This is a genomic window from Actinomadura gamaensis, from assembly GCF_042652125.1.
Taxonomy (GTDB): Bacteria; Actinomycetota; Actinomycetes; order Streptosporangiales; family Streptosporangiaceae; genus Spirillospora; species Spirillospora gamaensis.
The window spans coordinates 210,144-222,994 of record NZ_JBHSIT010000002.1; the positions used below are offsets into that span (position 1 = coordinate 210,144).

A 12,851-nucleotide genomic window follows, 5' to 3' on the forward strand; every position below is an offset into this window, starting at 1 on the left:
CCGGACCTCCTCCGGACTCGTCCCCAGCATCCACCAGGCCATCGCCCACGACCACTCCGACGTTCGGCCGAATCGTCAGGTCGTTGGCGGTATGCCTTGATCGCGCCGTCCAGGTCACCGCGAGCCTCCAACAGCCCGGCCGCCTCCTCGTCGCGACCCGCCGCGTGGGCGGCTTCGGCCCACGCCTCAGCCGCGAGCCAGTCGTCGATGTGCGGGAGCAGCAGGTCGAACCCCTCGTCGGCGCGTCCGTTACGGCTCTGCGGCGGGGCGGGCGGAGGGGTGGCGGTCGAGTTCGGTCGCCCAGCGGTCGGCCCAGCTCACCAGGCCCCGGAGTTCGGCATGGGCGTCGCGGCCCAGTGCGGTGAGCCGGTAGGCGCCGTTCACGTCGCGTTCGACCAGCAGGGTCTCCTGCAACTCGGTGAGGCGTTGCTGCAGGACGCTGGAGGACATGCCGTCGCATCGCTGCTGCAGGGGCCGGAAACCGAGCGGCCCGTCGCGTAGCTCCCACAGGATGCGCAGGTTCCACCGCCGGCCGAACAGGTCGAGCGCGGCCATGAGCGGACGGCCCGTGGTGGAACCTCGGACGGGTCGGCGCGGGCGAGGTGTCGGCGTCATCGGGGATGCCGTCCTTCGGTACGGGTGGGGTGGCGCTTCGGAAAGAGAAACACTACTCTCCGGAGAGCGCTTCGAAAATCGAAGCATCATGCTGGAGGAACCCGACGCCATGGCCACCCGGATCCCACCGCTGTCGGCCCCCTACCCGGAGCAGGCCGCCGCGGTACTGCGGCGCATGATGCCCGGCGGGGAGGAGCCGATCGCGCTCTTCCGCACCTACGCCCGCAACGTTCCGCTCGCCGAGGCGCTGCACGGCTGGGGCTCCTACCAGCTCAGCCGCCGGCTCAGCCTCGGCCTGCGGGACCGGGAGATCCTCATCGACCGCACCTGCGCCCGGTGCGGCTGCGAGTACGAGTGGGGCGTCCACATCGCGCGTTTCGCCGGCCGTGCCGCGCTGACGTCCCAGCAGATCTCGTCCCTGACCCATGGATCCAGCGCCGACCCGTGCTGGACCGACGAGCGCGACCGGCTGCTCCTCGACGCCGCCGACGCCCTGCACGACGACCGCGACATCGGCGACGCGCTGTGGGCCCGGCTCAGCGGCCACTTCGGCCCCGAACAGATCCTCGACCTGCTGATGCTGTGCGGCTGGTACCACGCCATCAGCATCACCGCCCGCGCCACCAGGCTCGCCCCCGAGCCGGGGGCGCCGCGTTTCGATGCGTTCCGCACGTCCGCCGCGCAGGTGGCGGACGACGCGTGAGCACGGCTTGCCTGGTGCCACGGTCGGCAGTTCGTCGACCAGGCCGGGCGAAGGGCGGAGACGCCTGCGGCGCAGCCGGCGGCGTTGGAATGCGAGGCCGCTGCCGCGGAGGGACGGCCGTGTGGCCACCCTCCGCGGCTACGCACAGTTACCGGCGACGGCGCCGAGGGCGGGGATCCCGACCTCAGACGCTTTCGACGAGTTGGATGATCGCAGCCAGGACGCTGCCCATCCCGCTGCTCACGTGGGCGCTGTGGACCGTCGGGAGCGCCCGGGCGACCCGCGCTTGGTGAGGCGGGCCGCTGAGAGCGGCGAAAATGAGACCGGCTGCGGCCGCGGTGACCGCCAGGACGTCGAACGTGCGGGCCGCGGTGTGGAGACGCGGGCGGGGGGCGGACATGAGCTACTCCGGTTACGGTGAGTGTTTGTTCAGCTACTCTATGCCCTCCCGAGCGGGATTGATGCGCCCTTGGACGAACCCTGGCCCACCTTTGAAAAGGGCGTTCTCCGCCCCGCGGCCGGTGATGATCCGCTCCCCCTCAGCACCCCGCCGCGACCGGACGCGGGCCGGGGGCGGTGGGCCGAGCCCGGTGGTCGTGCCGTCCAGGCCGAGGGCGAACGCCGCGGTGAGGCTGGGCGCGTGGGGGTGGGAGCCCTCGGTCATGGACGAGGTTTGAGCACCGTCCCGTTGCAGCAGGAGTACGCGACGAGCGACGACCCGCGGCGGACGAGTTCAGGCGGCACGGGGTGGAGCTTCTGGTCGTCGGCGAGCGGTTCCCCGACTCCGCTGCCGCCGACTCCGTCGAACAGCTTGACGGTGCAGTCGGCGCGGTCCAGGCGGTAGGCGGTCGCGCGGTGCTGGACCGAGATGGGCAGGTCGTAGGTGAGCCGGTACTCGTCCGCGTTCCCGCAGCGGGAGTTGAACGACCAGATGGCAGTGGCCGCGGCCCCGCCCGTCTGCTCCATGAGCGTCACGGAGAAGTGAGGCCCTCGGACCGCCGAGCCGGACGGATGCGCATTCCACCCTTCCACCACTGTGACCACCTGGGACCCGGCGACTCCCAGCAGCACGCCGGCCGCGACGAGGAGCAGGGCCTGCCCGCGTCGCCATCTCGAAACCGCGGCCGGCGGGACCGCGGTCGAGGCGGCGGACACCTCTGGCTCTTCATCGATCCCCGGCGGCTCTCCGCGCTGTCGGGCCCGCCGCGCCGCCTCCCAGAGCGGCCGCAACCCATCGGGGTCCTCGTCGGCCGCCCTGCACAGCGCTTCCACCACCTGCCACGGCGGCACCGTCTTCCCGGACAGGTAGCGCGACAGCGAGGAGTCACTGGCGTGGGTCTCGGCCTCCAGATCCTTGAGGCTGCGGCCGGACACTTCCCGAAGCCGCCGCAGCCGCTTCGCCAGTCGCGTCCGGGCGTCGCTCGTGGCCGGCTCCGATGTGACCACCCCCTCAGGACGTTCCTCACCTACGGCATTTCCTCGCATGAGTGCCTGCAACGTCCCGGGAGGTGACCCGAAGCGGCCAGAGGGGTCCCGGCCGGGTGACCCGCGCGGCCGCCCGGCCGGGACCTCGGTCAGTAGTCGACGACGCCCCTCCACTGGCCGGGACCGCTGCCGGCCACGGCGATCTGGAACTGGGTGCCGGCCGGAACCCGCGAGCAGATGACCTTGTCCCAGTCGCGCTGGGCGCCGGGGGTGAGCCGGACGCCCGGGCAGATGCCGTGGTGCGTGCCCTTGTAGACCAGCTCCATGACCATGTCGCAACTGTCGAAGCTGCACGGCGCACTGTAGAGGCGGTGCACCCTGAAGGCCCCGGTGGAGGTCTTGTGCCGGACGTAGCTGTCGACCTTGAACTCGCCGAACCCGACCGGCCCGCTCGCGTTGTTGAGATTCGCCGACGCGTCCGGCGCGAACGTCGCGGTCACCGCGAACGCGGTCGCGGTCGCCACCAGCGCCAGCGCCTGCCGTTTACCTTTCACGCACTTCTCCTCTCGGCCCGCCCGACGGCGGTGCCCAGAAGCCTGCGAGTCCGCTCCCCGCCGCCGCAAGCGGCGTCCTCCACTGCGGGACGCATGCGGGACGTCCCGGCCCCGGTCCAAGCTGACGAGCTCGAAAGCGGGACGTCCCGCAAACGTCCCACAACACCCGTGACACCCCGCAACAGCAAAGTCCGGAGATCCTCGGACGCGTTGCAGCGGCAGCACGCCGACGTCCGCCGTGACCCGACTCGGCGGCGGATGAGAGGTCGCCGGGAGGGGCGAGGGCGGGTGGGGACGCGCGGGCGGAGAATGCGCTCGCCGGGTGCCAACCTCTGCCGCCCGTGCGGTGTGTGTAACGGGCGACAAGGAGGCAGATAGTGCGATACGACGGATTGCCCGAGTTCGTCGCGGCCCGGGGACCGGCGCTGCTGCGGTCGGCGTTCCTGCTCACCGGTGACCGGCATCTCGCCGAGGACCTGGTGCAGACCGCGCTGGTCAAGGTCGCCCCTCGCTGGCGGCGGGTGGCGGACGACGGCGACCCCGAGCCCTACGTGCGCAAGATCCTCTACCACGAGCACCTGAACTGGTGGAGGCGCCGGGGCAGGCACGTCTACCCGAGCGCGGCGCCGCCGGAGCCCGCGGGGCATCCCGACATCGCCGACGGCGCCGTCCGGTCGATGCTCCTCGGCCAGGCCCTCGGGAAGCTGACGGCCAGGCAGCGCGCGATGATCGTGCTGCGCTTCTACGAGGACCGCTCGGAGAGCGAGACCGCGCAGCTGCTCGGCTGCTCGGTCGGCACCGTGAAGAGCCAGACCCACCGCGCGCTCGCCCGCCTGCGCGTCCTCGAACCGGGCCTCGCCGACCTCCTGACCGACGTCGAGATCCCGGAGGTGGCACGATGAAGTCCCAGCTGCACGACGCGCTGCACGAACTCGCCGAGGGGGCGCCGTCCCGGGTGAGCCTCGACGGGGTGCTGGCCGGGGCGCGCCGCCGCAAGCGCATCCGTCTGGTCGCCGTCCCGTCCGTGGCCGCGGTCGCCGCCGCCGCCGTCCTCATGGGCGCGGTGCTCGTCGGGGGCGGCACCGAGCCGGCCGGGCCCGCCGAACAGCCCGACCGGCCTCTGGTCACCGGACCCGGCAAGCTCCTCAACCCTCCGGGTGTGCTGCCCGGACCGCTCCCGAAGGGCGAGGTCGAGCCGATCGTGCTCGGCTTCCTCGACCATTGCGGGAAGAAGGGAAGGGCGGCGACGAGCGCCGCGGGCGACTGCGCGCAGTGGCGCCTGGTCGGCCGGTCCGGGAGGCAGTGGCGGCTCGCGGACGGGATCGGCTCCACGACGGGGAAGCCCGGTGACTACATGAACAGCGACGCGGAGATGGCGATCAGCCCGGACGGCCTGCGCCTGGCCTACTACCGGGCGGCGGACCGGCGCCTGGTGGCCCGCGACCTGTCCACGGGGAAGGTGACCGTGATCGGGGAGGGCTCGGCCGGCGCGCAGCTGCCCGGGTCCTTCGGCAGCCTGATGTTCTGCAACGACGGAACGCGGCTCGCGATCACCTGGGGCGAGCCCGGCCAGCGCAGGACGCTGCTGGCCGACGTCCGCACCGGCGCCCTCACCGCGCTTCCCCCGGGCGACCTGATCGGCTTCAGCGAGGACGCCTCGACGATCGTGCTCGGCAACGTCTGGAACTCGAAGGAGCCCCTGACGGTCGCCGGCCCGGACGGCGCCGTGCGCGCCCGGGTCACCCTCGATCCCAAGGCCAGGCTGAACGGTTCCAGCGGCAGCCTGCTCTCGCCCGACGGCCGCACTCTGGTCGTCCCCTCGCTCAGGTTGGACAAGGCCATGCTCGTGGACGTGCGCACGGGGAAGATCACTTCGGTGCGTCCGGTGCGCGGCGGAGTCGGAATCCCGCGGGGCTGGACGGGGCCGAGCACGTACTTCCGCCCGATGAGTCCGCCCATGTCCGATGTGCCGCGCGGCGATGATGCGGGTGCGACCGACGACATGCGCGGCACCCTCGTCGACCTGACCACCGGCAAGTTCACCTATACCGGTCCCAATTTCAGGATCCGGGCGTGGCGGTCCGCTGTGATCTTCGGAGGCTTCCTCTCCTGACCGGACGAGAGGCCCTCGCCACCGTCAAGGTGGCGAGGGCCTCGTCTCGGTCGATCCGGGCGGGGTCATGGCGGGGGAGCGAGGAGGGCTTCGGCGATCTCGGTGCGGGCGTACAGGACGTAGCGGCCCGTGCGGTGGGCCGAGACCAGACCGGCGTCGCGCAGGGCCGTGAGGTGCTGGGACGTTCCGCCCGGTGAGAGGCCGGTGCGGACGGCCAGGGCGGCGGTCGAGGCCGGTTCGTCCAGCAGCGCCAGGAGGCGGGCCCGGGAGCGGCCGAGGATCCTGGCGAGCGCCTCGGGGGCGTCGCGCTCGGTGCGTTCCCACAGGGTGCCCACGCCGCGGGCGGGGTAGCGGAGCAGGGGCTGCCAGCCGGGGGCGGTGAGCGAGAAGAGCTTGGGCCAGACGAACGCGGACGGCACGAGCAGCAGGCCCCGTCCGTCCAGGGCCAGGGCGCCGGGCCGGCTGCGGGGGACGCGCAGGTGGTCGCCCATCCAGGTGACGCCGGGGCTGAGGTCGGCGAACAGGCGGTGCGCTCCGCCGGACGCCAGCAGCCGCGCGCGGTACAGGATGTCGCCGTCCAGGAGGGTCCGGACGCGCGGCCAGTACGGCGCGAGGGCGACGTCCCAGAACTCGGCGACGGTGTCGGCGAGCCGGTCGAGGTCCGCCTGCGGATCGGACGAGGGCGGCAGGCCGAGCGCCGCGCGGTCGTCGGCCACCCGGCCGTGCGGCTGGCGGCGCAGGGCGGCCAGTTCGAGCGCCAGGTCGGGAGCGGGCGAGGTCGGCGGCGGGCAGGCGAACGCGGCGATCAGGCGGGGGCCGATCAGTTCCAGGAGCGGGTCCAGGCGCGTCCCGGCGAGGCGGGGACGGACGGCCTCGACCCACCGGCGGTGCAGCGGATGCTCGGCCGGGTACTTCACGACGCGCGCCGCCGCGACCGCCTCCCACAGCGGTGAGAAGGCGAAGCGGGTGTAGGCCAGGTCGTCGGCCGAGAAGGTCAGTTCGAGCACGCGTCGCCCCCCTCCGGATTTCGAGCACGCGTCGCCCCCTCCGGATTCGGTCCAGACTAAATCCGTCGAGCCGCGTCCCGGACGTCGGCGAGGGTGCGCGGCATGACCTCCCTCATCGACGACGTCCGGCGGCCGGTGCTGGCCGACCGCGACTTCCGCCTGCTGTTCACCGCCGACACCGCGTCCAAGATCAGCACTCAGCTCGGCGCGCTCGCCGTTCCGGTGCTCGCCCAGACCGTCCTGCACGCCGGACCCGGACGGGTCGGGCTGCTGGCGGCGCTCGGCACCGTCGCGTTCCTGCTGGTCGGCCTCCCGGCCGGGGCGTGGGTGGACCGCATGCGCAAGCGGCGCGTGCTGGTCGCCGCCGACCTGGTCCGCGCAGGGCTCGTCGGGTCGGTGCCGCTGGCCTGGGCGTTCGGTCTGCTGACGCTCAAGCAGCTCTACGCGGTCACGCTGCTCACCGGCGTCGCGACGGTGCTGTTCGACGTCGCGCACCTCAGCCTGGTGCCGGCGCTGGTCGGCCGCGACCGGCTGATCGCGGCCAACTCCGCGCTCGCCGGGCTGTCCACCGTCGCGGACGTGTCGGGAAGCGGCCTCGGCGGCTTCGTCGTGCAAGGTCTCGGCGCGCCCTGCGCCATCCTCACCGACGCGCTCGGCTACCTGTGGTCGGCGTGCTTCCTGCGCAGGCTCCGGGCGGTCGAACCCGCGCGTCCGGCCCGACGGCGCGGCTTCGGTGAGGGACTGCGGTTCGTCCTGGGGCATCCGGTGCTGCGTCCGGTGGTGCTGGAGGGCGCGCTGACCAACCTCGGCATCCAGATCTGCCAGGTCGAGCTGCTGGTGCTGTTCACCAGCGGGCTGCGGCTGCCCGCCGGGGTGCTGGGACTCTTCCTGGCGGCGGGCGGCCTCGGCGCGTTCCTCGGCACGGCCGCCGCGCCCGTCCTGGCCCGGCGGCTCGGCCTGGGCCGCGCCCTCTGGCTGGTGGGCGTCGCGATCGCGCCGGTCGCGCCGGTCGTCGCGCTGGTCCAGCGCGGCCCCCTGCTGTGGACGGCCGGCCTCGCCTGGACGATCAGCCTGTTCAAGGTCGGCGTCGACAACGTCCTGCTGGTCAGCTACCGGCAGCACGTCACCCCGGACGACCTGCTCGGCCAGATGAACGCGACGTTCCGCCTCCTGCTCACCGGAGCGCTCGCGGTCGGCGGCGTCCTCGGCGGCCTCGTCGGCGAGTACGCGACCGTCCGCGCGGGACTCTGGCTCGGCGCCGCCGTGCTGGCGCTGCGCTGGATGATCGTGTTCTTCTCCCCGGTCCGCCGCCTCGCCACCCTGAGCGCGGCCGGCCGGACCCGCTGACGGGTCGCGCCGCGCCGCCCGCTCGGGGCGTCCACGGCGCTGGTCACTTCCCGAGGGTGGGGAAGAGGGCGGACGCGTTGTGGTCGAGGACGGCCGCGGCGTCGGCGGCGGGCAGGGCGTCCTGGACGTAGGTGACGGCGCGGCGGAACAGGTCGTCGGCCTGATAGGGGAAGTCGGTGCCGAGGACGAGCCGGTCGGCGCCGAACGTCTCGGCGGCGGCGCGGATCGCGGGCAGGTGCCCGTGGCCGACGGTGTCGTACCACATGCGGCGGGCGGCGACGCTCGGCTTCTCCGGGGTGCCGGGCGACTCCCACGGCTGCTGGTTGTCCACCCGCTGGAGCAGCATCGGCAGCGCGCCGCCGAAGTGCGAGTTGATGATCCGCACGTTCGGGTAGCGGCTCGGCACGCCCGCGAGGATCAGGTGCAGCGCCGCGATGGTGTCCTCGATCGGCGCGCCCGCCGACCAGCGCATGTCGAAGTTCTCGACGAGCGGCGAGTGCGCCGCGCGTCCGGACGGGTGGACGTAGAGGACGGCGCCGCGCCGGTCGAGCTCCTCCCACAGCGGCGCCAGCGACGGAGCGGCCAGGGACGTGCCGAGCACGTCGGTGGTGACCGCCGCGCCGACCATGCCCAGCTCGTCCAGGCCGCGGGCGAGTTCGGTGAGCGCGGCGTCCACGTGCGGGAGGGGGAGCGCGGCGAACGCCGAGAAGCGGCTCGGGAACCGGGCCGTCAGCTCGGCGTACATGTCGTTGGCGTACCGGGCGGCGGTGACCGCATGGTCCGCGTCGGCGAAGTGCGGGACCTGCGGGCTGATCGACAGCACCTGGTGGTCGATCCCGGCCGAGTCCATCAGCTCGAAGCGGGCCGCGAGCTCCGCCTCGCCGGCGCCGGCTCCGAGGCCGCGGTGGACGGCGGTGTTCGGGCTGCCGAACGACTCCATCAGGTCCAGGAACCCGTCGGTCCACACGTGGGCGTGCACGTCGATGCGCATGGTGATCACTTCCGTTCGGAGCGGCGCCGCGGTGGTGCGGCATGAGCAAACTAAACCGTATCGTTAATTTGTGCAACTACACGGTTCAGTATTGACGGTTAACTGAACGGTGTAGTTAGCTCTGCGGCATGTCGCCTACCTCGGCGGTCCGCTCCGCCACCCCTCGCGTCCACAACCCGCAACCGGCCCAAGCCACCCGGTCCGCCCAGGCCGACCAGGCCCCGCGGTCCGCGCGGTTCGACCAGGCCATGCGGACCGCGCAGTTCGACCAGGCCCCGCGGTCCGCGCGGCGCGCTGGAGTCGCCTATGCGGCGCTGGCGCTACCCACCTCGCTCGGCGTGTCCGCGGTGAGTCTGCTGCTGCCGTCCACCGCCACCGCGCTGGGCGTCCCTCTCGCGGCCGTGACCTGGCTGCTCACCGCGTACGGCACGGGCCTGGCGGTCGGCATGCCGCTGATGGCCGCGCTCACCGCGCATTTGGGCCGGCGCGCCGCCGCCGTCATCGGCGCGGTGCTGCTGGCCGCCGGCGCGGTGGTGACGGCGACCGCGCCGTCCCTGCCGCTCATGGCCCTCGGACGCGCGGTCCTGGCGCTCGGCGCGGGGGAGATGGTCATCCTCGCGCTCGGCCTGGCCCGCGACCTGCGCCCGCCGCGCGCCGCCCGGCGCGTCACCCAGCTCGTCACCGCGGCCATCGGCGTCTCCGGCGCGGCCGGCCCGCTGGTCGGCGCGCAGGTCGCCGAGGTGATGTCGTGGCGGGCCGCGCTGGTCCTGCCCGTGCTGAGCCTGCCGGTCCTGCCCTTCGTGGTGCGCGCCCTCCCGCGCGCCGTCCAGCCCCGCACCGCCACACCCACACCCACACTGGCAACCGCGCCCGCACCCCCGTCGGCGCCCGCGCCCGCACCCGCATCCGCGCCTGCGTCCGCGTCCGCGCCTGCGTCCGCGTCCGCGCCCGCGTCCGCGTCCGCGCCCGCGCCCGCGCCCGCGCCCGCGCCCGCGCCCGCGCCGGCGTTCGCACTGGCAACCGCGTCCGCGCCTGCGTCCGCGCCCGCGCCCGCGCCCGCGCCCGCACTGGCGCCTGCCTCCGCGACCGTGCCGGCGTCCTCGTCGCGGAGCCGGAGCGGGTTCGATGTCGCCGGAGCCGTGCTGCTCAGCTCGGTGGTGACGGCCGGCGTGATCGCCTTGCAGGGGCCGGCGGGCGGCCTGTCCGTCCCGCCGCTCGCCGCGGCCGTGACCGTCGCGGTCGTCGCGGCCGCCGTCCTGGCCCGCCGGGTGCGGACGCGGCCGGACGGCTTCCTGCCCGCCGCGGTGATCGGCGCCCGGCACTTCCTGGCGCCGTCGCTGCTGGCGTTCGGCCTCGCCACCGTCAACTTCACGCTGCTGTTCGCCGCGCCGCAGCTCCTCATGGACCGGACGGGCTGGACGCGCGTCCACGTCGGGGTCGTCCTGGCGCCCGCCGCGCTCGCCGGGGCCGCGCTGTCGTGGACGATGGCCGCGATCGCGCCCCGCCTCGGATACCGCCGCTCGATCCTGCTGCAGGCCGCCGTCGCGGCCGGCTCCGCCGCCGTCGCCGGGCTCGCGCCCGGATCCGCGGCGGTGCTGCTCGGCGCGGCCGGCGCGACGTTCGCCTCGGCCGCCGGTCAGGGGATGCTGGTCGGCGTCGCGGGCTCCGCCGTCCCCGGCCGCGTCCAGACCGCGGCGATCGGGCTGTTCAACCTCGTCTTCCAGTTCGGCTCGGCCCTCGCGCCGGCCCTGGCCGTCACCCTCCGCCCGGCGGTCGGCCTCTCCGCCGCCACCGCCGCCGTCGCCCTGTTCCCCCTGCTCACCGTCGTCTTCGCCGCCACGACCGGCGAGAAATGAGGTCCGGTATGCCGACCGCCGCCGCGAGCAAACGGCTGACGCTGGCCCTGCTGGCCTTCGCGCAGCTCATCATCTCCATCGACTACAACATCGTCTACGTCGCGCTGCCCCGGATCGGCGACGACCTCGGCTTCTCCGCGCACACCCTCCAGTGGGTCATCAGCGCCTACGTCGTCGCGTACGGCGGGTTCCTGCTGCTGGGCGGACGCGCCTCCGACCTGCTCGGCCGCCGCCGGATGTTCGTCCTCGGGCTCGTCCTCTACGCGGTGTCCTCCCTGGTCGGCGGGCTCGCGACCGCGCCCGGCCCGTTGGTGGCGGCGCGCGCCGTGCAGGGGCTCGGCGGGGCGCTGCTGTTCCCCGCCACCCTGTCGCTGGTCAACACCACCTTCGCGGAGGGACGCGAACGCAACCGCGCGCTGTCGGTGTGGGCGGGCGCCGGAGCGGGCGGCCTCGTCCTCGGCTCGCTGCTGGGCGGCGTGCTGACCCAGGCGCTCGGCTGGGCGTCGGTCTTCTACGTGAACGTGCCGCTCGCCGCCGTCGCCGTCCTGGCCGCGTTCCCGCTGCTCCCCGCGGACCCGCCCGCCGCCGGCCGCCGCCGCTTCGACCTGCCCGGCGCGTTCACCTCCACAGCCGGGACCACGCTCGTCGTGTTCGCCCTGGTGCAGGGGCCCGAGTCCGGCTGGGACGCGCCCGCGGTCCTCGCCGCCGCCGTCGCCGGGATCGTCCTGCTCGCCGCGTTCGTGGTCGTCGAGGCGCGCGGCGCCGACCCGCTGATGCCGCTGCGGCTGTTCGGCAACCGCAACCTGAGCACCGGCGTGGCCATCACGTTCCTGTTCACCGCCGCTTTCGGCTCGGTGACCTATTTCGTGACCCAGTACCTGCACGCCGTGCGCGGGTTCAGCGCGCTGGGCATCGGCATCGCGTTCCTCCCGCCCTGCGTGGCGGTGTTCGCCGGCTCGGCCGCCGGCGGACGCCTGCTGACCCGGCTCGGCGCCCGCTCCACCCTGCTGGTCAGCCTGCCGCTGGGGGTGGTCGGCACGGCCTGGCTCGGGCTCGCCATGACGCCGGACGCCTCCTACCTCGCGCTGCTGCCGGGCCTGCTCATCCTGAGCGTCGGCCAGGGCATCACCTTCACCACGATGTTCGCGGCGGCGGCCACCGGTGTCCCGGCGCGGCAGCAGGGCGTCGCGTCCGGCATGGCCTCCACCGGACAGCAGGCCGGGACGGCGGTCGGCCTGGCGGTGCTCGTCGCGATCGCCGACTCCGGCCTCGCCGGACGCAGCGGGGAGGCGCTGCGCATCGCCACCTCCGACGGAGCGCGGACGGCGGTCCTGCTCGCCGCGGGCATCCTCGCCGTCATGATCGCCGTGGCGCTCAACTTCCGGCGGGAAGATCGGAGCGCGCCCGTCCCGGTCGTGGTCGAGAGCGCGCCCGAGCCGGCGACGACCGAGAACGCCGGCGAGCCGGCCGGCTCATGAAACCAAACGGTTCAGTTTATGATGGGGCCGGACCGTCCCGCCGACCCCGGAGAGCCACCGTGCCAGAGACCGACCTCGACGAGCTCGGCATCCCGATCATCGCGGTGCCGGTCAGCTCGTCCGAGCGCAAGCGCCGGGCGATCGAGGAGGCCGCGGTCGCCGAGTTCGTCCGCGAGGGCTACGCGGGCGCCTCGGTCGACTCGATCGCCACCCGCGCCAAGGTCTCCAAGCCGACCGTCTACAAGCATTTCGGCAACAAGGAGCGGCTCTTCCTGGCCGTGATCGGCGGCTACCTGCGCACCGGCTACACCGGCCTGGCGCCGCTCGCCGCGCGGATCACCGAGGCGCCCGACCCGCGCGCCGCGCTTGTGGAGTACCTGGACGCCTGGGTCCGGATCGTCCTGCGCGAGGACATCATGACGCTGCGCCGCCTGGTGATCGGCGAGGTCGAGCGGTTCCCGCAGCTCGGCGCGGTGTGGGCGGAGATCAACTCGCACAACGACGCGGACCTGACGACCGCCCTCACCACGCTGACCGAACGGGGCGTGCTGGACGTCCCCGACCCGCGCCCGGCCGTCCGCCAGCTCATCGCCATGACGGTCGGCGCGGCCCAGCTCATCAGGACCTTCCGGCCCTCCTACGAGTTCGCGGACGGCGAGCTGGAGAACCTCGTGTCCTCCGGCGTCGACGTCTTCCTCTCCCACTACCGCGCCGCCGGCCGACCTCCCGGCCGGTGACTCCGGACTTCAGCGACCGTGCGCC

Annotated in this window: 12 protein-coding genes; 7 read left to right on the forward strand and 5 right to left on the reverse strand. The window is 73.9% G+C overall.

Translation table 11 applies throughout. The features are described 5' to 3' along the window. Positions 1-249: 249 nt before the first annotated feature. Entirely contained in the window at positions 250-555 is a 306-nt protein-coding gene (locus ACFPCY_RS06860) for a winged helix-turn-helix transcriptional regulator (RefSeq protein WP_378252773.1), read from the reverse strand. 148 nt (positions 556-703) lie between these two features. On the opposite strand from ACFPCY_RS06860, the gene ACFPCY_RS06865 reads away from it, so the two are divergent. Then, positions 704-1,318 carry a carboxymuconolactone decarboxylase family protein gene (locus ACFPCY_RS06865; RefSeq protein ID WP_378252774.1) on the forward strand — a complete coding sequence of 205 codons (615 nt, stop codon included), beginning with the start codon at positions 704-706 and terminating at the stop codon, positions 1,316-1,318. Positions 1,319-1,978: 660 nt separating this feature from the next. Here the strand turns inward: ACFPCY_RS06865 and ACFPCY_RS06870 are convergent. Both ACFPCY_RS06870 and ACFPCY_RS06875 read right to left on the reverse strand, forming a co-directional pair. Continuing rightward, complete coding sequence (locus ACFPCY_RS06870; protein WP_378252775.1) at positions 1,979-2,815, reverse strand: helix-turn-helix domain-containing protein; 837 nt, start codon at positions 2,813-2,815, stop codon at positions 1,979-1,981. Between the two features lie 77 nt (positions 2,816-2,892). Then, the gene (locus tag ACFPCY_RS06875; protein ID WP_378252776.1) at positions 2,893-3,297 is read right to left on the reverse strand and encodes a hypothetical protein; all 405 of its coding nucleotides are present in this window, start codon (positions 3,295-3,297) and stop codon (positions 2,893-2,895) included. Between the two features lie 377 nt (positions 3,298-3,674). On the opposite strand from ACFPCY_RS06875, the gene ACFPCY_RS06880 reads away from it, so the two are divergent. Then, entirely contained in the window at positions 3,675-4,199 is a 525-nt protein-coding gene (locus ACFPCY_RS06880) for a SigE family RNA polymerase sigma factor (RefSeq protein WP_378252777.1), read from the forward strand. Further along, complete coding sequence (locus ACFPCY_RS06885) at positions 4,196-5,410, forward strand: WD40 repeat domain-containing protein (protein ID WP_378252778.1); 1,215 nt, start codon at positions 4,196-4,198, stop codon at positions 5,408-5,410. Before ACFPCY_RS06880 ends, ACFPCY_RS06885 begins: the two co-directional genes overlap by 4 nt. A gap of 65 nt (positions 5,411-5,475) precedes the next feature. Here the strand turns inward: ACFPCY_RS06885 and ACFPCY_RS06890 are convergent, their stop codons facing one another. Further along, positions 5,476-6,417, reverse strand: coding sequence for an ArsR/SmtB family transcription factor (locus tag ACFPCY_RS06890; RefSeq protein WP_378252779.1), 942 nt, complete (start codon positions 6,415-6,417; stop codon positions 5,476-5,478). 102 nt (positions 6,418-6,519) lie between these two features. On the opposite strand from ACFPCY_RS06890, the gene ACFPCY_RS06895 reads away from it, so the two are divergent. Next, positions 6,520-7,764: an MFS transporter gene (locus ACFPCY_RS06895; RefSeq protein ID WP_378252780.1), complete on the forward strand. Its 1,245-nt coding sequence runs from the start codon at positions 6,520-6,522 to the stop codon at positions 7,762-7,764. 43 nt (positions 7,765-7,807) lie between these two features. On the opposite strand, the gene ACFPCY_RS06900 is transcribed toward ACFPCY_RS06895, so the two are convergent. Then, positions 7,808-8,755: an amidohydrolase family protein gene (locus tag ACFPCY_RS06900; protein WP_378252781.1), complete on the reverse strand. Its 948-nt coding sequence runs from the start codon at positions 8,753-8,755 to the stop codon at positions 7,808-7,810. Positions 8,756-8,883: 128 nt separating this feature from the next. On the opposite strand from ACFPCY_RS06900, the gene ACFPCY_RS06905 reads away from it, so the two are divergent. Genes ACFPCY_RS06905 through ACFPCY_RS06915 form a run of 3 tightly spaced genes read left to right on the forward strand, consistent with a single transcriptional unit; the run spans position 8,884 to position 12,826 of the window. Further along, positions 8,884-10,611 carry an MFS transporter gene (locus ACFPCY_RS06905; RefSeq protein WP_378252782.1) on the forward strand — a complete coding sequence of 576 codons (1,728 nt, stop codon included), beginning with the start codon at positions 8,884-8,886 and terminating at the stop codon, positions 10,609-10,611. An 8-nt stretch (positions 10,612-10,619) separates the two neighbouring features. Continuing rightward, complete coding sequence (locus tag ACFPCY_RS06910) at positions 10,620-12,089, forward strand: MFS transporter (RefSeq protein WP_378252783.1); 1,470 nt, start codon at positions 10,620-10,622, stop codon at positions 12,087-12,089. 59 nt (positions 12,090-12,148) lie between these two features. Then, entirely contained in the window at positions 12,149-12,826 is a 678-nt protein-coding gene (locus ACFPCY_RS06915; RefSeq protein WP_378252784.1) for a TetR/AcrR family transcriptional regulator, read from the forward strand. Positions 12,827-12,851 lie beyond the last annotated feature (25 nt).

Coding starts and splice junctions, on each gene's coding strand:
- ACFPCY_RS06860 (WP_378252773.1), bottom strand. CDS start 555: ATGGCCGCGCTCGACCTGTTCGGCCGGCGGTGGAACCTGCGCATCCTG.
- ACFPCY_RS06865 (WP_378252774.1), top strand. CDS start 704: ATGCTGGAGGAACCCGACGCCATGGCCACCCGGATCCCACCGCTGTCG.
- ACFPCY_RS06885 (WP_378252778.1), top strand. CDS start 4,196: ATGAAGTCCCAGCTGCACGACGCGCTGCACGAACTCGCCGAGGGGGCG.
- ACFPCY_RS06895 (WP_378252780.1), top strand. CDS start 6,520: ATGACCTCCCTCATCGACGACGTCCGGCGGCCGGTGCTGGCCGACCGC.
- ACFPCY_RS06900 (WP_378252781.1), bottom strand. CDS start 8,755: ATGCGCATCGACGTGCACGCCCACGTGTGGACCGACGGGTTCCTGGAC.
- ACFPCY_RS06905 (WP_378252782.1), top strand. CDS start 8,884: ATGTCGCCTACCTCGGCGGTCCGCTCCGCCACCCCTCGCGTCCACAAC.
- ACFPCY_RS06910 (WP_378252783.1), top strand. CDS start 10,620: ATGCCGACCGCCGCCGCGAGCAAACGGCTGACGCTGGCCCTGCTGGCC.